This is a genomic window from Candidatus Methanomethylophilaceae archaeon (genome assembly GCA_017524805.1).
In the GTDB taxonomy this organism is placed as follows: Archaea; Thermoplasmatota; Thermoplasmata; order Methanomassiliicoccales; family Methanomethylophilaceae; genus Methanoprimaticola.
Genome location: JAFXUX010000033.1, coordinates 159527 through 178967, shown reverse-complemented (window position 1 = coordinate 178967; position 19441 = coordinate 159527). Strand labels below are relative to the sequence as shown.

Genomic DNA, 19441 nt, shown 5'->3' with positions numbered 1-19441 from the left:
AAGCTTTTCAGCCTCAAGCCATTTCTTAGTTCCCGCCACCACTATGTTTTTGAATTGTCCGAGGTATGATTCCAATCTGTTCCGCACAGAGTCCAGGAGCATTTTTTATTTCCTGATCCTATATGCATGTTATATGCGGTTCTAGCGCATGTTATATGAGGTTTGCATATGGCAATCAAATCGATCGCTCCCTTTCCCGATCATTCCGGAGGTCTGGAGGAGGGAGGAACTCGCATTCCATCCTCCAGCGGCGGCCATGCCTCGAGACGCAACGGCCCCGGGATGCTGGCGGTCTTGGCGCTGATGCTGATCGCGGCCGCCGCCATGATACCGATGTCCCCTCTGTTCGATGAGTATGATGCTTCGTCGTCAGGAACCTGCGGAGAAAACCTGTCTTGGAATCTTGATAGAAGCGGAAATTTGGTCATATCGGGCTCAGGGCCGATGGACGATTACTCGATCAATTCCCCCTGGGCGGACAATCGCATCAAATCTGTGACCATAGAAGATCAGGTGACTTCCATAGGGAGCTATGCGTTCTTCGGATGTTCATATCTCAGAACGATTTCGATGCCAGATTCCATAGTATCTATAGGGAGCTATGCGTTCTTCGGTTGCTCAAACCTGGGATCGATTTCGATTCCAGGGCATGTCGTATCCATCGGCGAACAGTCGTTCGTAGGTACCCCCATAAAATCCCTGGCCATACCGGATTCCGCGGATTCCATAGGCGATTATGCGTTCTCCGGCTGCGATTCTTTGGAATCCGTGTCAATCGGAAATTCCGTCGGGCGCATAGGCGATTATGCGTTCTACGGATGCGATTTGCTGGAGTCCGTGTCCTTCGGGAGTTCGGTGGCACGCATCGGGGCATGGGCATTTTCCGATTGCGTCTCTTTGGCGTCCGTCGACATACCCTGTTCCGCGGAGTCCATCGGAGACGGCGCATTCTGCGGCTGCTCTTCTCTGGAATCGATAGCGGTGGATCAGGAGAACGCGAAGTACAGCTCGTCCGACGGCGTCCTTTTCGACAAAGACAAGACTCTGCTGATAGCCTATCCGGCCGGAAAGCAGGATTATGTGTACGAAATCCCCTCATCCGTCGGATTGATCGGCATCCGCGCGTTCTTCCGCTGCGATCATCTGGCATCTGTGGGCATCCCCGATTCCGTAGCGTCCATCGGGAGCTATGCGTTCTTCGGATGCGGTTCTCTGGTATCCGCCGCTATCCCCTCATCCGTCGCATCGATTGGCGACTGGGCATTTTCCGAATGCGGTTCTCTGGCTTCCCTGACGATCGGGGACTCCGCGGGACCCATTGGGATCGGCGCTTTCGACAACTGTGTTTCTCTGTCTTATATTGCGATCGGGGATTCCGTGGGGCCGATAGGGGCATATGCGTTCTACGGACTGGAATTCTACGCGGGAACGTCTCTGCTCGATTACGGTTCCCTTCCGGGCCATACATTCGCGGGCTCCGGAGACGGCAAGCTGTACTCCAGCGATTCGGAGCTTTCCTATTCCGTGAGGGATGGCGAGGCCATCCTGAACGGATTCGGAGCAGGATATGCCGGAGCCAGGGATATCGTCGCGATCCCGTCGGAATACAATGGGTATCCCGTGACGTCCATCGCGAGCAAGGCATTCTACGGCTGCGCAGATCTGAAGCATGTGACCATACCGGCTTCGGTGAAGACTATAGGAAGCTATGCGTTCTACAGGTGCACATCCTTGGAATCTGTGAGCCTGGGGTTAGTTGAATCCGTCGGGCTGAAATCATTCTCCTATTGCCAGTCCCTTACAGACATATCCATACCCAGCACCCTCAAGAAAATCGGAAGCTACGCGTTCTTCAGCTGCGGTCTGACCTCTATCACTATACCCGGGGACGACGTCGTTCTGGAAGCCAGCGCATTCAGCGCGTGCAAGAACATGAAGGACATACGCTTCATCGGCCATGGGGCGGTCATAGGAACTAACGCCTTCTACAATAACAACGGGGTGTCCAGCGTAGATCTTTCCACCGTGGCTTCTGTGGGATTCAAGGCGTTCCCGTACTGCAATGGGCTGACATCTCTGACGATCCCCAGCAATATCTCCGTGGTAAGCGAGTACGCTTTCTTCAACTGCATCAATCTAAAGGATCTCACGGTTGAGGATGGGGTAAGGAAGATAGGGAAGAGTGCTTTCAGCGGATGCAAATCCCTGGAGAACGTGTATCTGTCTAAATCTCTGATATATATAGGGCCCAATGCTTTCTACGGGATTACTTTCAAAGATTTCAATGGGAATGTGATGGAACATACCCTGAAGCTCCGTGGACATACGTACGTCGAATCGGGCAAGGCCCTTTGCATGCTGGAGGATCTCATTGATGGCGAGCAGTTCTCGGTCGATGGGCTGGACTATACAATTATCTCCGCTGATTTCCGCAAGGCATCTATTACCGGATATTCGGATGCGGTTTCTGTCGCTCCCTCTTCAGTGGTATACAAGGGATGGGAGATTTCGGTGGCATCCATCGCGGACAAAGCATTCTACAAATGCGGCACTTTGGTCTCGGCAGATTTGAAGAATGTGGAATCCATTGGCATGAAAGCTTTCGCCAATTGCTATTCGCTTCAAAGCATAGAATTCGGCGGGAATCTGGATAGCATGGGCCCTTATGCGTTTTATGGGCTGTCATTCTACGATGGGAAGTCGAAGCTGACGGCATCCCCGGAGACGCTGAAAGGCCATGAGTTCTCGGGAGCTGCTCCGAAGTTATATCTCGTATCCTGAATAAAAGGGGCTGAAATGCCCCAAACCCCTTTTTACAGATAATATGCAGTCTTATCGAAAAAGAACATTTCAATGCTCATTATTGACATTATTTTGAGGAAAAGGGTATTGCGATGCTCCTTTATGCGAAGTTGAAGGTATCAGATTAAGGATGAGATACCGAGGGCGCAGCATCTTTATGAGTTTGAAGATGGAAGGACAGTCCGCACAGCTGAATCCGAGCTCTGGCGCAGCCATCCGCTCTTTTTGACACCCATTATATATGTTTTCAATAATGCATGGCCGTTAGTCATGGCACAGTACGACTCAGCTTCCATAGAGAAACGCTGGCAGGATATGTGGGATTCGGAGGCGGTCTACCGTTTCGACCCCAAATCCGATAAGCCCGTGTTCAGCATCGACAATCCCCCCAGGTATACTTCCGGGCCGCTCCATCTCGGGCACGCCACAGGGTATTCTCTGATCGATTTCGCCGCCCGCTTCAGGAGGATGAGAGGCTACAACGTGTTCTTCCCCCTTTGCTTCGACGTCAACGGGACTCCTATAGAGGTCAAGGTGGAGAAGAAGCACCACATCACCAAGCTCGACACTCCCAGGCAGGAATACAGGAGGCTGTGCGAGGAGTATGCCAACGGTTTCATCGCGCAGATGACCGAGGACTTCAAGATGCTCGGGGAGTCCATGGATCCCAGCATCTATTACCAGACTGACGCTCCATATTACAGGAAGATCACCCAGCTTTCCTTCGTGAATCTTTTCAAAAGGGGTCTCGTGTACAAGGCGAACTTCCCCGTCAATTGGTGCCCCGGGTGCATGACCGCCCTCGCCGACGCGGAAGTCGAGTATAGGGACAACGTAAACAAGCTGAATTACATCAAATTCATGGTCGCCGATTCCGGCAAGGAGGACGATTACGTTCTCGTCGCGACCACAAGGCCTGAGCTGCTCTGCACATGCAAGGTCGTCGCCGTCAACCCTGAGGACAAGGAGAAAGCCCATCTCGTCGGCAAGGAGCTCATCACTCCGCTTTATGGGAGGAGGGTCAAAGTCATCTCCGATCCCGCCGTCAAGCTCGACTACGGAACCGGAAACGTGATGATATGCACCATCGGGGACAAGGACGACCTCATGTGGGTCATGAAATACCGTCTCCCCATGGAGAAAGGCATCGACGAGAGCGGGAAGATGACCGAACTCTCCGGGAAGTACGCAGGCATGCCGGTTCTCGAGGCGAGGGAAGCCGCGATCGAAGATCTCCGCGCTGCCGGCCTTCTCGTGAAGCAGGAGGACAACCCCCAGCAGGTCTCCATCTGCTGGAGATGCCACACGCCCATCGAATTTCTTCAGGTTCCCCAGTGGTTCCTCAAGACCACTTCATTCAAAGACGCCATCCTCAAGAGGGCCGACGAGATCGGTTGGCATCCTGAATTCATGAAGACCAGGCTCCGCGATTGGACCAACTCCTTGGAATGGGATTGGGTCCTCAGCAGGCAGAGGGTCTTCGCCACTCCGATCCCAATCTGGGAATGCGAATCCTGCGGGCATGCCATCTGCGCCACCGAGGAGCAGTGCTATGTCGATCCCGTTTTCGACGCTCCTCCGGTGGAGAAGTGCCCGAAATGCGGCGGGAAGCTCATCGGATGCCCTGATGTGTTCGACACATGGATGGATTCTTCCGGTTCCTCTCTTTACAACACATTCTGGGGCAGGGACGAGGAGCTCCACAAGAAGCTTTTCCCCATGAGCCTCAGGCCCCAGTCCCACGACATCATCAGGACCTGGGCGTTCTATTCGATCCTCAGGGCGGAGCAGATCGAGGAGAGCATCCCCTGGAAGGACATCATGATCCACGGGTTCATCATGGCACCTGACGGGACCCCGATGCACTCCTCCATCGGGAACGTCATCGATCCCATCCCGATCCTGAAGAACTACGGCGCAGATGCGCTGAGATACTACGCGGCCACATGCTCCCTCGGAATCGACCACGCATTCAGGGAGAAGGATGTCATCCGCGGCAGGAAGCTCTGCAACAAAGTGTTCAACCTCGGGCAGTTCGCCGGAAGATTCCTGTCTGATGTTCCTAAAGAATGCTCCGAGCTCAGGGTATCCGACAGGTGGATAATCAGCAGGTACACGGAGGTCCTCAAGACCGTCACCTCCTGCCTGGAGGAGTACCAGTTCGACAAGGCCATGAGGGAAGTCGAAGGCTTCATCTGGCACGAGTTCGCCGACAATTACGTCGAGATGGTGAAGGCGAGGAACGATCCCGCCGTCAGGTACACAATATACAACGTGTTCCTCGGAAGCATAAAGATGCTCGCTCCTTTCATGCCCCACGTCACCGAGGATGTGTACCAGGAGCATTTCAAAGCGGTGGACGGATGCAGAAGCGTCCATCTGACTCCTTGGCCCGAACCCATGTTCATAGACAAAGATGCCGAGGCCGCCGGAGAGAAGCTCAAAGACGTCCTGGCGGAGATACGCTCCTGGAAGTCGGAGAAGAAGATACCGCTCAACGCCGAGCTCTCTTTGGTCGAGTTCGTGGGCGCTGATGCCAAGGATTTGGAATGCGCCGCGGACGACATAAAGGAGACCACCAAAGCGAAGGAGGTAAGGATCGCGCCCGAAGCCCGCCTCACCGAAGAGGTGGCCGGCGTCAAACCCGTCCATTCCAAGCTGGGGCCGGCCTTCAAAGCCAAGGCCAAAGCGATAGTCTCGGCCATAGCGTCCATGGATCCCGGGGAAGTCTCCAAGAGCCTGGAATTCGGCGCCGTGGAAGTCGAGGTCGGCGGCGAGATGATTTCTGTCGGCAGCGAATACTTTGAGGTCGAGAAGCGCCTGATGCTCGATGGGAAGGCCGTAGACACCATTCAGGTGGGCGGAATACTCATTCTGATCGAGCTCTGATCGGAATCCGGCTTCGGCCGGCCCACTTTTTCCTATGATTTCCCATGATCTTCTGTTTCTCCGCCACCGGGAATTCCCTCTGTCTCGCCAAGAGGATATCCGAGGCGGACGGCAGCGCCATAATCCATATGGACCGCTGCCTCAGGGAAGGCGATCTTTCGTTCCGCGTCCCTTCAGGAGAGAATCTGGGATTCGTCTTTCCCACCTATTTCTCGGGGATCCCGATGATAGTCTCCGACTTTCTCGGGAAGGCGGAGATAGATTTGGATTCCGGGACCTATGTTTACATCGCAGTCACTTGCGGGTCGTCCCCCGGGGATGCGGGAGGCATGGCTGCCAGGATCCTCTCCCGCAAAGGGATCGAGACATCCGGGATGTTCCGCGCGGTCATGCCGCACACCTGGACACCCATGCATGATCTCTCCGACAAAAGCAAAGTGGCCAGAACCCTGTCCGACGCGGAGCCGATGATATCCGATGCCGTGGAAGGAATCACATCGCGCCGCAGATGCCCGATGCCGGATGCCACGTCCAGAATCATGGCCAAGCCACTGTACGCAATTTACGGGATGCAGAAGACCAAGATGTTCTGGGTCACCGACCTGTGCGACGGATGCGGCGAGTGCAAGAGGATCTGCCCCATCCGCGCGATAAAGATGGAGAATAAGAGGCCGGTGATAGTCCCGGACAAGTGCGCCATGTGCCTGGCATGCCTCCACAGGTGTCCCATGTTCGCCATACAGTACGGGAAGGCCACCATAGGGCATGGGCGCTATTGCAACCCTGATTCCGGATTATGATCGGCTCCTGCCCATGAAGGAATCCAGGAAGCGGTCTGCGGTCTTCTTAGCTTTCTGTACCTCTTTGGATTCAGGCTTATATTCGGAGTCGCCCCAGATCGTGGCCTGGGCCATATCCAGCGCGAGTTCCATCAGCCCCTCCGACCCTTTCCATTTCTCCTTCAGATCGTCCATCTCCTTTGGGCTCGACGATGAGATCCGATTAGAAATCTCATCCGCAAAATATGATACGAATTCGATGTCCTTTCTGATGTTCGATCCCAGCATGGACTTCATTTCGCCGTCGCAATCCGCATTCCTGAGGTTGGATTCGGCCCTCTCCAGAAGCGCGGCGGATTTCCCTAGGGTCTCCGACCATATTGGAAGGTACGGGTTGCCGCACATGCTGAAGAGGATCAGCTTCGGCAGGGTTTCCGTGCATACGGCGATGCTCAGCGCAGTCTTCATGCCGTCCAATTCCATGATCCTGCCGAAGACGTTCCCCAGGAAACCCCCCTTGGACATGCTCTCGGCGTTCAGGATGAGAGGCGGCATGTAAAGCAAAGCCAGATGGTCGTCCTCTCTGGAGGCGGATGCCATGCCTTCGGCGAGGATGTCCTTCGCTATGCCGCAGAATTCGTCGGCCCCGCTTTTCCTCCCCAAAGTCGAGGATCCCTCAGACAGCATCACGGTGGCCACCGGGAGATTCCCGTCCAGGACGCACGATCTGCCGAGGGCCAGATGTCCCAGCCATTCGTCCCCGTCCTTGTCGAGGATGCATTCCCCGAGGTTGTTCAGAAGCTCGGAGTCGCTCCCTTTCAGCGATTCCCTCGCCATCGCCCGGAGCTCTTCGATTCCGTCTGGAAGATCCTCTATGGCCGGCGTGACGATGCGCCCTCTGAATCCGCATCCGCATTCCAGTATGCCGCCCGGGCCGCTGGGGACGAACTCCCCGCATTCGGGGCATTCCTTGCCCGCATATTCGCTCTCCCAACCGTCCCCGGATTCTTCTTTGGGGGCGCCCAGCCTTTCGTCGGCGAGAGCTTCCCTTATGGACGCCTCGTATCTTGCCAGCCCATCCTCCATCTTCTTTTTCCGGCCTTTGTTGCGGCCGTCGGACAGCATATAGCCGACGAAATCCTCGAAGGCTCTCTCCAGGATGTCCCCATGCATGTCATCCTCCTCGCCGATCCAGAGGTCGCAGAGGAAACCCATTTTCTCCGGGCCGTAATCGCGCAGGATCGCGCCCTCCGTCTTTCCGACCCTGTCCAGGAATTCGGACAGCATCCTGATCTTGGAAGCGTTCCTGCTTCTCGATCCCTCTAGGTCTTCCGCCTTCGATGCCATGGAAAGGGCGGCCCAAGACGCGGCCTCCAGCACCGGGCCGTGGTCGGGCAGGAACATGTTGTTGCAAGAGTAGCTGATGGCGATGTCCGCGGCTTCGAACGCGAAGTTCAGGCAAGCGCTCCCGCTTTCCGCGACCCCGTCGCAGTATCCGATTTTGGTGGTGAGATCCTCTTCCAAGCTCGCATCCATTATGTCGTGGAAGCGTTCGTCCATTATCGAGGAGAATTCCAGGAGGCTCAGATGTCCGGTGTTCCAGCGCCTGCCTTCGGCGCATGCGTCGGCCAAGGAATCCACGCACGCGTCCATGACCAGCGAATAGAATTCGTCGAAGCTCTCTTCGTCCAAGAATGATACCGCCAGAGAGAAGTCGTCGAATCCTTTCTCCGTCCTCCCTGACATCATCTCGTGCCACCCGATGAAGAACCAGGCATACCAAGACGAGACCCCCTCCGACGCGACTTTTTTGGCGAGCGGCGCGATCGCTTCCGCATCCTTGCTCTCGAACATCCTCTGCATCTCAGGGATGTATCTCTCGGACAATTCATCGCGCCTGGTTTCGGCGTCGCTGATCTCCTCTTTCGTGAATGCTTTGGAGCGGCTGCAAAGCATGCATGTCCCCTCCATGTCTTCGGTGTCGGCAACCATGAAATTCTCGCCGCAGAACGGGCATTTGGTCATCAGGAGGGTCATGGCACGGAATCAGGCTATGCAGTAAAAGATTATTGCGGAATCCGGGGCTCCCTGAAAGAGCGGATGTTGCGGTCCAAGGACGTCGCTTTGGAGTTTATGGCCAAGTCCTCCAGCGCCCCGGCGAAGCATATCGAGCAGACTATTGCGACTACTATTCCAAGATCTACGAAGGCCATGAGATAGGGGGCCAGGTGAAGGAGAAGCCCGCCCAGCTTGTTCATTCTGGTGTGGAGAAGGGCCGGCCTGCGGAATCTGTAGGTCCCGATGCACAGGGAGATCCCGCGGACGGCAGCGATCAAAGCGATGAACCAGATCATCCAAGGCTCCCAGGGCTGGGTCGGGATGAGCACCGCGAGCATAGCCAGGATCAAACAGAAATCCGCGGCGCTGTCCAGTATCTCCCCTCTGGGGGATTCGATCCCGTATCTTCTGGCGATGTATCCGTCAAGCACGTCGCTGACGCTGCAATACGTGAAGATGATCAGGAACCATGCGTTCAGCTCCCCGGTGAAGAGCAGGAGAACTGACCCGACGATCCTGGATGCGGATAGGATGTCTGGCACGAGGCGATGCATCGCTCAGTCCTGTATCACGCGGACAGATACCTTCTTGCTTTTGTGCTTCGCTTTGGTGAGGTCCATGGTCATCCTGTTCCCGAAATCCTTGTGGACTTCGACGACCGAGGAATCCGGCCCCACCTCTATCTTCCCGATGGAAACGTCTCTGACCCTCGCATTGCGGATGATGAAGTCGGCGAGCGACACCTTACCGAACCCGTCGTTCTTCCCGAGGTTGACTTCGAACTTGCACATGCCGAAGACGTCGGAGATCTGGTCGTAATCAACGACCCTTTTTATGCTGTCCTTCTGCCCGGGCTCGGCTTCGGGGACGCTCCTCTTCTCTATGTCGATCCCGGTGCGCATCTGGAATTCTTTGATGAGGTGCTCCTCCTCGGAGGTGACGAAGGAAACTGCGGTCCCTTCCTTCCCTGCCCTGCCGGTCCTTCCTATGCGGTGGATGTAGACGTCTATGTCGTCGGGCATGTCGTAGTTTATGACGTAGTTTATGTCGTCGATATCCAGGCCTCTGGCCGCGACATCGGTGGCGATAAGCACGTCCGTCCCGCCGACCTTGAAATCCTTTATGACCTTCTCCCTTTTGGATTGGGGCATATCCCCGTGGATGGCTTCCACCTGATAGCCGAGCTCGGAAAGCCTCTCGTCGAGGACGTCCACCATCTTCTTGGTCTGGCAGAAGATGATGGCCTTCGGCTTGTCGATGTCGAGTATCCTGCACAGGGCCCAGGATTTGTTCCTCCTGCCGACCGAGATGTAGTACTGCTTGGTAAGATCCAATACGACTTCGTCCTGGGAGACGGATATCTCCCGGGGGTTGACCATATAATCGAACGCGAGCTGCTTGACATTCTCCTGCATCGTGGCCGAGAACAGCAGGGTATGCCTTTCCTTGGGCATCGCCTTGAGGATGAACTCGATGTCCTCGATGAATCCCATGTCAAGCATCCTGTCCGCCTCGTCCAGGACGAGAGTCTTTATCGCCGACAGGTTGAGGGCGCCCCTGTTGATCATGTCTCTGACGCGGCCAGGGGTCCCGGCGACTATATCGCATCCAGCCTTCAGCTTCTTTATCTGGCTCTCGATGCTCGCTCCGCCGTATATGGGGATGCTGACGTGCCCGGAGTATTTCGACAGTTTCGTGAGCTCTCCGGACACTTGATTGGCAAGCTCTCTGGTGGGAACGAGGACGATCCCGGATGGCACCTTCGTTCCCGAGGGGTTCGTCCCCAGCATTATTGTCCCGTACGCGCCCGTCTTGCCGGTTCCGGTCTGCGCCTGGGCGAACATGTCGATTTTTTCCAGTCCCAACGGGATCGATTGTATCTGTATGGGGGTGGGTTCCGTCCACCCCATGTCATCCATCGCCTTCGCTATTTCTTCGGGTATCCCTATGTCCGTGAAATTGGAGATCATCTGTATCACTGATCTGAATCACTGCCTGCGACTGACACAGACAACTTTTCGTTTTCGGATTCATAATCGGCGCTTCTCTTAAATAATGATGTGCAGTCGCCGGTCCCCTCGGCCATCTTTGCGATGTTTTAATATTATGATTCCGTTGGAGGGACGATTCAAATGGTCGATGAACAGGCTATAAAAAAGGCGCAGGAAAAATTCGGCGCTCTCCTAAGGAAACAGCTCGAAAGGGTGGAAACCCTCAAGGGGGAAGGCGATTGGACCGATTATCTCAACCTTGACAAGCTTGTGATCGGAGTGTGCGGAGGGGATGGCATCGGCCCCTACATCTGCGCTTCCGCCCAGAAAGTTTTGGAATTCCTGCTTGCCGACAAGATCAAAGCCGGGAAAGTCGAGATCAGACAGATAGATGGGCTGACCATCGAGAGGCGCGTCGAAGTCATGAAGGCGATACCCGATGACACTCTCGCGGAACTGAAGAAATGCCACGTCATACTCAAGGGCCCCACCACCACGCCCAAAAAAGGCGACCCCTGGCCCAACATAGAGAGCGCCAACGTCGCGATGAGAAAGGAGCTCGACCTGTTCGCGAATGTCAGGCCGGTGTCCGTCCCAGAATTGGGAATCAACTGGACGTTTTTCAGGGAGAACACGGAAGGCTCGTACGTCATGGGCAGCGACGGCATGAACGTAACCGACGATCTTGCGATGGATTTCTGCGTGGCCACCGCCCAAGGCACCGAGAGGATAATCAGGCTCGGATTCGACTATGCGGCCAAGAACAATCTCAACTACGTCTCCTTGGTCACCAAGGCCAACATCATCAAGACCACGGACGGACTGTTCCTCAGCACCGCTGAGAAAGTCGCCAAGGACTACCCTCAGGTTCGCTGGGACGACTGGTTCATAGACATCGCCACTGCGAAGCTGATAGATCCCGCCAGAAGGAGCGATTTCCGCGTGTTCGTGCTTCCCAACCTCTATGGAGACATCATCACCGACGAAGCGGCGCAGATCCAGGGAGGAGTCGGTACCGCCGGTTCCGCGAACATAGGAAAGAAATACGCTATGTTCGAGGCGATCCATGGTTCCGCCCCGCGCATGGTCACCGAGGGAAGGGCCCAATATGCCGACCCATGCAGCATGATCAAAGCCGTCGCCATGATGCTGAACCACATCGGCGAGAACGAAAAAGGAAGGAAGCTTGGGATGGCTTTGGATATCTGCTGCCAGTTCGAGAAGAAACTCGTCATGACCGGCAGGGACACCGGGGCCACCGGCGACCAATTCGCTCAGTACGTCATGGAGACGATACAGAGGCCCGATCTTGAAAAGGCTTGGAACTCCTATATCGAAGCGTCCAAATCCAAATGATGCAAACCTATTCCGGGCTCTATGCCCGGCCTTAACAATCTTAAATCATCTCGGTCCCGTTTTTAATCCCATCGGCGGATGGCTTTCTGATGTCCAGATTCAGAAGCGTCAGGTACAGGCTCTACCCTACCAGAAAGCAGGCAAATCTCATGGGGTCCGCTTTGGAAGGGTGCAGATTCGTGTACAACAAGGAGGTGGAAATGTGCAGGAAAGCATACGAAACCTGCGGACGCATCTTCAATCGCAAAGACATCGATGAGTACTGCGAATATGTCCTGAAGCTCGATCATCCCAGACTGAATGAGATACATCCGGATTGCATCAGCGAAGTATCTAATCGCGTCGCCCAAGCTTTCAGGAAGTTCGAGTCGGAAATGGCAGGAGGTCTTTCCCCGGAATTGCCGGCATTTCGGGGGCCTGACAGATACGCATCTTTTTCCTTCATAAAATACGGGGGAAATATCTGTCTGATCGGGAATAGGCTGAGAATCATTTCCATCGGGGACGTAAAATGCGTTGCGCATAGGTCTTTCGAAGGCCACCCCATATCATGCACGATTTCCAGGTCTTCTACAGGCAAATGGTTCGCTACGATTTCGTGCGTCCAACAATCAATACCGTGCAAACCATCTGCAGATAAAGGACCTGTGGGCATTGATTTGGGGCTCTACAATCTCGCGGCATTTTCTGATGGCACTGTCTATGACAATACGAAGCTGTTTGACAGGATGGCTTCTGAAATGGTCAAAATCCAGAGGAAGATGAGCGAGTGCGATACGGATTCCGACGAATTCAGGAAGTATAAACGCAGACTATGCCATCTTTTCGAGCATTACAACAATAAAATGCGCGATGAGATGCACAAGCGCTCGACAGAGATCGTGGAATCATATTCTATGATCGCTCTGGAAGATATCAGCGTTAAAGAGCTGATTCACAGCTACCATACAAGCACAGGAAGAAGAAACCAATATTCCTCAGCATGGAGAATGTTGGTGGAGATGATAGAATACAAGGCTGTGGACTCCGGAGTCCAGGTCATATTCGTTGATTCCAGAAACACCTCCCAGATATGCTCTCGTTGCGGTTATTATGTCAGGAAAGATTTGGGAGTTCGCGTGCACAGCTGTCCCGCATGCGGTTTCTGTGTCGATCGCGACATAAACGCGGCGATGAATATACTTAATCGCGGTCTGGGCATGCAGGCCTCCTTTTCCGGAAAAGGGAATAGCCAGTTTTCCTGACGCATGCACACCCTACACTACTACACCCGGGGGCGTAAGCTCTCGGGCCCTATCAGTGATTTGGACGTATTATTCTGATCAAGGAATTCAAAAGGTGCGGTAGCCGGGAATCGAACCCGAGGTCTAACCTTGGCAAGGTTAAGTGTTAACCCCTACACCACTACCGCGCGATGTGGAGGATTAAATTATTACATTTAAATTTTTTGTATAATGTTATCGTAATTCAAAACCTTATTAGACTATTGCTATTTTTGAATTATTCAAATAAGAATACTTAACAGGTCATTCATCTGTTAATTAACACGATGAAATCCTTCGATGTTTTAGCACCATGCTGGGTTTCAAATGGGTTTGGACGTCGTTTCGACGGCAAAGTAACGATTATGATGAAAAAACCTGGGAAATCTAGGTAAAACTATTGGAGACGTCCAATTATGTTTATATACAATCATTTGTACAGCCTCAAAGCAAACTGTCTTAAGCAGTATTATCAGAGGTTCAAATGGCATCCTTCGACGAATTAGGTATCAATAAAAAACTGATTAGAGCCATCGCAGACATGGGGTGGACCGAGCCAACCCCGATCCAATTGCAATCGGTTCCGGTGGGGATGTCAGGCAAAGATCTGTTCGGTCAGGCTCAGACTGGAACGGGCAAGACCGGCGCATTTTCGATCGTGTCTATCGGGCGCACCAAATCTGGGTCTAAGGAGCCGACCATTTTGGTCATGGCCCCGACAAGGGAATTGGCCGTCCAGATTTCAAAAGAGATGTCCGAGCTATCAAAGTATACGCGTCATTCCATCGTTCCGGTTTACGGCGGAGCGTCATATGTCGAACAGATAAAGGGCTTGGAATCCGGGTGCGATATCGTTGTCGGGACTCCAGGAAGAATCATTGACCTTTGCAAGAGAGGGAATCTGAAATTGGATTCGGTAAGGGAGCTCGTGATCGATGAAGCGGATAGGATGCTGGATATGGGTTTCATAGATGATATGGACGAGATCATTTCCATGGTCCCCTCGCACAGGCAGACGATGATGTTCTCTGCCACGCTTTCGGATGAGGTTCGTTCCATCGCAGAGCGTTCGATGAAAGAACCCGTCGAAATATCGGTCTCGCAAGATTCTTTGGTCCCTGAATTGGTGCGTCAATATTATGTGGAAGTGAAAAGGAACGGCAAAATGGACGTTCTCCGCGACATAATGGCGAACGGCGATCCAAAAATGGTCGTATTCTGCGCCACCAAAAAAATGGTGGACGATTTATATGATGGTCTGAGCAAAGAAGGCCTTCGGATAGGAGCTATCCACGGGGATATGCCCCAATCCCGCAGGGAGAAAACCATCCGCAGCTTCAAAGCCGACAGGATGAACATGCTCATCGCTACCGATGTGGCCGCTAGGGGACTCGACATAGATAACATCGAATGCGTCGTGAATTATGATGCTCCTTTGGATCCAGAGACTTATGCCCATCGCATCGGGCGTACCGGAAGGGCTGGAAGGGAAGGGGTCGCATTCACATTCATCACCCCGAAAGAAGACCTCAGAGTACCGGCCTATCAGCAATTTATGGGCAAAGAGATCGAGCGCGTCACAAGAAAGCAGATTCCCAAGCTGAAGATAGCGAATCCCGATCTGAAAGCGTTGCACGGAACGGGAAGATCAGAATCCGGAGCGAAAGGCAAGAGCCATGTCCCTCCCGTGCATCAGAGATCGCGGGCTAAAAGCGAGGCTCTGTCCGCTCCCGAGTTCATGGTGGTTTCGTTGGACATACCGAAAGGATCCGAGATCACGCGTTCAGACATCTCCGATTTCATTGTCCTTTCGTCAGGCATCAGCCGCGACAAAGTCGGACGCATCGGGATGGGTTCGCGCTCCACTTTCGTCGAAATTGAAGCGTCATCGGTCGATTCTGTCATCAAGGCTGTGAACAGCACGAAACTCAATGGGAGGAAAGTCAGGGCATCCCCCGCTCCTGCCAAGGTGAAATATAAAGATAAGATAGGGAAAAAGAGCCGAGCAGCCCGATCCAGGGATTTATATCCACCTTTATATGAAATAATTAGAATCAATTAAATAGTGGCCGTATTGTCGGCCCTTCATGATATTCGACAGTCTCGCAGATGCGATAGCTAAGCATGCGAAGCTTATTGTCGCGCTGTGGATAGCCATACTGTTGGTTTCGGTGCCTTTTGCGCTGAAATCCGGTGATGTCATGAAATATGACGTCAACGACATGGCCGCCGAGGATTCGGAGTCGATCCAAGGCATGACAGTGATGGGCCAGTATTATCCGTCTGGCAGCGTGGATGTCTCATCGGTCCCGATCATCGTCATCAAGTATTCCACAGCCGAAGAAAAGTTGCTGTCTCAGGATTTCGTTGGATACCTTTCAGACCATGCGTCCGAATACGTCGATGCCGACGGCAGACAGAAGCTCTCCTCCCGGGCCCCGTTCGTCAGTATGGGCGCTCAGGAGAAGGAAGGGCTCGACGGCGGGATATTCTTGGTCGGGGCCGTCTATGACACCTCTTTCGAAGGGAATGTGACCGACGACACCCCAGCTCTCAGAGAATTCATCTCCCAGCAGAAAGGAGCTTTCGATTCGCTGAACCCCGGATTCTCCGGCGCTTCAATTTATCTCACCGGAACGCCCGCAATCTCCGCGGACATGGCCGAAGGCGCTTTGGACGACCTTTCGAGGATAGACCCCTTCACGGTCCTTCTGATTCTCGTTCTCGTCGGGCTGTTCTTCAGGTCTTTCGTGACTTCCGCTACGCCTCCGATGACGATAGGGTTCGCCTTCGTCGTTACCCTCGCTTTGATCTACGGCATCGGCCAGATTCTGAACATTTTCTTCATAACGGAGATGATGATCCTGGTGTCGATGATGGGTGCCGGATGCGACTACTGCATCTTCATCATCGCCCGTTACAGGGAAGGCCTGCGCTCCGGCCTCGGCCATGACAAAGCCCTCCACGAGGCCATAGTGTGGGCGGGAGAATCCATCGCTACATCCGGGGCTTCCGTCATCATCGGTTTCGGCGCCATGTCGATATGCTCGATAAGCATCGTGTCGACCATGGGGATATGCCTCGCTCTGGGGATCCTCATAGCTCTGCTCGCCGCATTGACTTTGATCCCGGCGATCTTGGAGCTAGTCCATGACAGGATATTCTGGCCCACCACCATAGAATCCTTTGAGGAAGGCGGGAAGGCCACCAAAGGGTGGTTCGGATGGTTCGGAAGGCTGGGAGAGAGGTATTTCGAGGGGTCATCCAGATTCTCTCTGAAGCATGCCAAAGCGATCGTCATCGCCACCGTTTTGGTGACCGTCCCGGCGGCATACATAATGACCAATGCCGAGCTTTCCTATGATATGGTGAGCTCCATGCAGACCGGGGAGTCCGGGGAAGGCATGGATCTCATCGGAGACTATGCCAACCAGGGCATGCTGATGCCCAACTACGTCATCTTCGAATCGTCCGAGCCTCTGGCAGAGGTCCAAAGTTTCGACGCGTCGGCTTTGGCGCCGCTGGTCGCCGCCGGTATGGTGTCGCAAGGGGCAGCGGCAATGATGTCGCAGATGAAATCGCTGACGTGGTCTCCATCGTTCTCAAGCATGGGCGTAGACGGTTTATGCTCCAACATATCGTCCGATCCCAACGTGGCTGCTATAAGCGGGCCTTTCGTCTGGCAATCCGAAGTGGCGAAAGCGACGCAGAAACTGATCTCAGAAGGCATCTCGAACCCCACGCCCACGCAGATCATCGACAGGATCGTGGCCGATTCGCCCGGTACTATCGATCTGTATGTGAGCAACACCATCCAGACCATCCGTTCCGCGGGCATCGACGATTCGATAACGGTCGCGGCGGCAGGCCCTGCAATTGATTATCTCGTGAACACCCTGAGCAGATCCGTCGGCGGGGATTTCGTGAATTCCTCCGATGGGAACGGCTCGGTCGAGTACATCACGGTGACGTATTCCACAGTCGACGCCGCGATGTCGCCCGAATCCATGAAGACGATAGACAGGTCTGAAAGAAGCATAGACGCGTTCATGGATGCCAACCCCGTCCTGGAGTCCAAGTGGGTCACGGGAAGCGCGGCTGTCATGTATGACATCTCCAAAGCAGTCGGGGCCGAGTTCGACAAGATCGAGATCATCGTGGTCATCCTGATCATCATTCTGCTTTTCGTCGTCATGAGATCTTATCTGATCCCGCTGAGGTCCGTGCTGACGATTCTGATGAGCATATGCTGGACGATGGCAATCACCCACATCCTCTTCACGGATGCGCTCGGCGCGAGCGTCATGTGGCTGATCCCGATGATCCTGCTGGTCATCTGCCTCGGATTAGGTATGGATTACGACATATTGCTCACCACGCGCATCAAGGAGAACGTGATCAAAGGCATGTCCAACGACGATGCGATCCACCACGCGGTGACCCACACCGGCTCGGTGATCACGATCTGCGGGCTGATCATGGGCGGCGCGTTCGGCACCCTCATGCTGTCGTCCATGCTGATGATGCAGCAGTTCGGATTCGCGCTCTGCTTCGCCATCCTCTGCGACGCTCTGATCGTGCGCACATACATCGTGCCGGCGATCATGCACCTTCTGGGCAGATGGAACTGGGTCGGGCCCAAGTTCATGCGCCGCGGGAGCGACTGAGGCCGGAGGGATCCCGGCCAAAACCCTTTCCTTTTTCCTTTTATCATTCAAAATGTTGCCCGCCGGCAGTCAATGCGTTTTTATGCGACATTAACGATAATCGCCCGGTGCATTCATGGACATCCAAGTGCTGATAGCGTTCATCGTCTATTTCGCCTTGGTGCTGGGCGTAGGATTCTATTTCTACAAGCGGTCCAGCAGCATGGAGGATTACATACTGGGCGGACGCTCGATGAACCCTTATGTCACCGCACTATCGGCTCAGGCCTCAGATATGAGCAGCTGGCTGCTTATGGGCCTGCCCGGGGCGGTGCTTCTAGCGGGCATGGGAGAGGCATGGATAGGGATAGGACTTGCCATAGGCTCCTACCTGTCGTGGCTCTTCGTGGCCAAAAAACTCAGAAAGCATTCCGTCGTCGCAGGTAATGCGTTGACCGTACCCGAATTCTTCTCGAACCGTTACAAAGATGAGAAAGGGTATCTCAGATTCATCTGCAGCATAATCATCCTGTTCTTCTTCGTGATCTATGTGGCATCCGGGTTCAAAGGGTGCGGAATCACGCTCCAGACGATCTTCCCCGAGATATCGTTCGGCGCCGCCATGGCGGTGGGCGCCATCATCATCATCGCGTATACCTTCATGGGAGGTTTCAAGGCCGTTTGCTGGACCGATTTCTTCCAGGGTATGCTGATGCTCGTCGCCATTCTGGTCGTGCCCCTGGCCGCGATAGGCTCTCTGGGCGGTTGGGGAGAGCTCCAGGCCGCATGGGATTCCGTCGGGGTCGAGAACTACATGGATCTGTTCTGGGACGGCGGAGCCCCGCTGACCGCGATAGCGATACTTTCGCTGCTTGCTTGGGCGTTCGGATATTTCGGTATGCCCCACATCATAGTCAGATACATGTCCATCAGGGACCCCGAAGAGGTCAAGATCTCCCGCCGCGTCTCTCTGATCTGGATCACGATCGCCCTTTTCGCGGCTATCCTCGTCGGTCTGGTCGGCAGGGCATACATAGGGGAGGCCGCGATCGCGGATGGCTTCAACGCCGAGCACATCTTCATCGAGATGGCCGGCGACCTGTTCCCGCCGATAATCGCGGGTCTGCTTTTCGCCGCCGTCATGGCTGCGATCATGTCCACCGCAGACTCCCAGCTTCTGGTCGCATCTTCGGCAATAACCAACGACATCCTCGGAAAGTACGGCAAGTACAAGGGCCAGCCGAAGATCCTCATGTGGATCTCCAGGCTGATTGTCGTTCTGGTGGCCGTGTTCGCGCTTATCCTCGCCCTGTACGGAGGGGACAGCATCATGGGTCTCGTCTCATACGCCTGGGCCGGATTCGGCGCGGCTTTCGGTCCTTTGATGATCCTGTCTCTGTATTGGAAGAGGATGAACTTCTACGGAGCTTTGGCTTCGGTGTTCGTCGGGTTCATCACGGTCATCCTGTGGAACACCTTCCTGTCCGGGACCGGAATCTACGAGCTCCTGCCCGGGTTCGTGTTCGCGCTCATAGCCGGGGTCGTGGTCTCGCTGGCCACTCCAGAACCTTCCGCCGATATCCAGAATGAATTCGACGAAGCGCAGACCTACGTGGAGAACCACTGAAACTGCCGGGGCCCTTCGGGGCCTCCTTTTT

The 19441-nt window shown here is 54.4% G+C and carries 11 protein-coding genes and 1 tRNA gene; 8 read left to right on the top strand and 4 right to left on the bottom strand.

The features are described from left to right. Positions 1–168: 168 nt before the first annotated feature. From IKP20_07450 to IKP20_07440, 3 genes are all read left to right on the top strand, one after another. Positions 169–2781, top strand: a complete 2613-nt coding sequence (locus IKP20_07450; GenBank protein MBR4504787.1) for a leucine-rich repeat protein — start codon at positions 169–171, stop codon at positions 2779–2781. Positions 2782–3072: 291 nt separating this feature from the next. Beyond that, positions 3073–5691 carry a valine--tRNA ligase gene (locus IKP20_07445; GenBank protein MBR4504786.1) on the top strand — a complete coding sequence of 873 codons (2619 nt, stop codon included), beginning with the start codon at positions 3073–3075 and terminating at the stop codon, positions 5689–5691. Between the two features lie 44 nt (positions 5692–5735). Next, a complete protein-coding gene (locus IKP20_07440) occupies positions 5736–6491 on the top strand; it encodes an EFR1 family ferrodoxin (GenBank protein ID MBR4504785.1) in 756 nt (251 codons plus the stop codon). On the opposite strand, the gene IKP20_07435 is transcribed toward IKP20_07440, so the two are convergent. Genes IKP20_07435 through IKP20_07425 form a run of 3 tightly spaced genes read right to left on the bottom strand, consistent with a single transcriptional unit; the run spans position 6486 to position 10498 of the window. Next, complete coding sequence (locus IKP20_07435) at positions 6486–8507, bottom strand: hypothetical protein (protein ID MBR4504784.1); 2022 nt, start codon at positions 8505–8507, stop codon at positions 6486–6488. The two genes, IKP20_07440 and IKP20_07435, sit on opposite strands and share 6 nt — an antisense overlap. Positions 8508–8536: 29 nt before the next feature. Continuing rightward, positions 8537–9070, bottom strand: coding sequence for a CDP-alcohol phosphatidyltransferase family protein (locus IKP20_07430; protein ID MBR4504783.1), 534 nt, complete (start codon positions 9068–9070; stop codon positions 8537–8539). A 15-nt stretch (positions 9071–9085) separates the two neighbouring features. Next, positions 9086–10498, bottom strand: coding sequence for a DEAD/DEAH box helicase (locus IKP20_07425; GenBank protein ID MBR4504782.1), 1413 nt, complete (start codon positions 10496–10498; stop codon positions 9086–9088). 162 nt (positions 10499–10660) lie between these two features. Between IKP20_07425 and IKP20_07420 the strand changes: the two genes are divergently transcribed. Continuing rightward, entirely contained in the window at positions 10661–11875 is a 1215-nt protein-coding gene (locus tag IKP20_07420; GenBank protein ID MBR4504781.1) for an isocitrate/isopropylmalate dehydrogenase family protein, read from the top strand. An 89-nt stretch (positions 11876–11964) separates the two neighbouring features. Continuing rightward, positions 11965–13119 carry a transposase gene (locus IKP20_07415; protein ID MBR4504780.1) on the top strand — a complete coding sequence of 385 codons (1155 nt, stop codon included), beginning with the start codon at positions 11965–11967 and terminating at the stop codon, positions 13117–13119. Between the two features lie 95 nt (positions 13120–13214). Here IKP20_07415 and IKP20_07410 read toward each other — a convergent pair. After that, positions 13215–13286, bottom strand: a tRNA-Gly gene (locus IKP20_07410). A gap of 335 nt (positions 13287–13621) precedes the next feature. On the opposite strand from IKP20_07410, the gene IKP20_07405 reads away from it, so the two are divergent. The 3 genes from IKP20_07405 to putP all read left to right on the top strand — a co-directional run bounded on the left by IKP20_07405 (position 13622) and on the right by putP (position 19410). Next, the gene (locus IKP20_07405; GenBank protein ID MBR4504779.1) at positions 13622–15199 is read left to right on the top strand and encodes a DEAD/DEAH box helicase; all 1578 of its coding nucleotides are present in this window, start codon (positions 13622–13624) and stop codon (positions 15197–15199) included. Between the two features lie 25 nt (positions 15200–15224). Next, positions 15225–17804: an MMPL family transporter gene (locus tag IKP20_07400; GenBank protein MBR4504778.1), complete on the top strand. Its 2580-nt coding sequence runs from the start codon at positions 15225–15227 to the stop codon at positions 17802–17804. A gap of 115 nt (positions 17805–17919) precedes the next feature. Then, the gene (gene putP, locus IKP20_07395) at positions 17920–19410 is read left to right on the top strand and encodes a sodium/proline symporter PutP (GenBank protein MBR4504777.1); all 1491 of its coding nucleotides are present in this window, start codon (positions 17920–17922) and stop codon (positions 19408–19410) included. Positions 19411–19441: the final 31 nt, after the last annotated feature.

Coding starts and splice junctions, on each gene's coding strand:
- IKP20_07450 (MBR4504787.1), top strand. CDS start 169: ATGGCAATCAAATCGATCGCTCCCTTTCCCGATCATTCCGGAGGTCTG.
- IKP20_07445 (MBR4504786.1), top strand. CDS start 3,073: ATGGCACAGTACGACTCAGCTTCCATAGAGAAACGCTGGCAGGATATG.
- IKP20_07440 (MBR4504785.1), top strand. CDS start 5,736: ATGATCTTCTGTTTCTCCGCCACCGGGAATTCCCTCTGTCTCGCCAAG.
- IKP20_07435 (MBR4504784.1), bottom strand. CDS start 8,507: ATGACCCTCCTGATGACCAAATGCCCGTTCTGCGGCGAGAATTTCATG.
- IKP20_07425 (MBR4504782.1), bottom strand. CDS start 10,498: ATGATCTCCAATTTCACGGACATAGGGATACCCGAAGAAATAGCGAAG.
- IKP20_07420 (MBR4504781.1), top strand. CDS start 10,661: ATGGTCGATGAACAGGCTATAAAAAAGGCGCAGGAAAAATTCGGCGCT.
- IKP20_07415 (MBR4504780.1), top strand. CDS start 11,965: ATGTCCAGATTCAGAAGCGTCAGGTACAGGCTCTACCCTACCAGAAAG.
- IKP20_07405 (MBR4504779.1), top strand. CDS start 13,622: ATGGCATCCTTCGACGAATTAGGTATCAATAAAAAACTGATTAGAGCC.
- IKP20_07400 (MBR4504778.1), top strand. CDS start 15,225: ATGATATTCGACAGTCTCGCAGATGCGATAGCTAAGCATGCGAAGCTT.
- putP (MBR4504777.1), top strand. CDS start 17,920: ATGGACATCCAAGTGCTGATAGCGTTCATCGTCTATTTCGCCTTGGTG.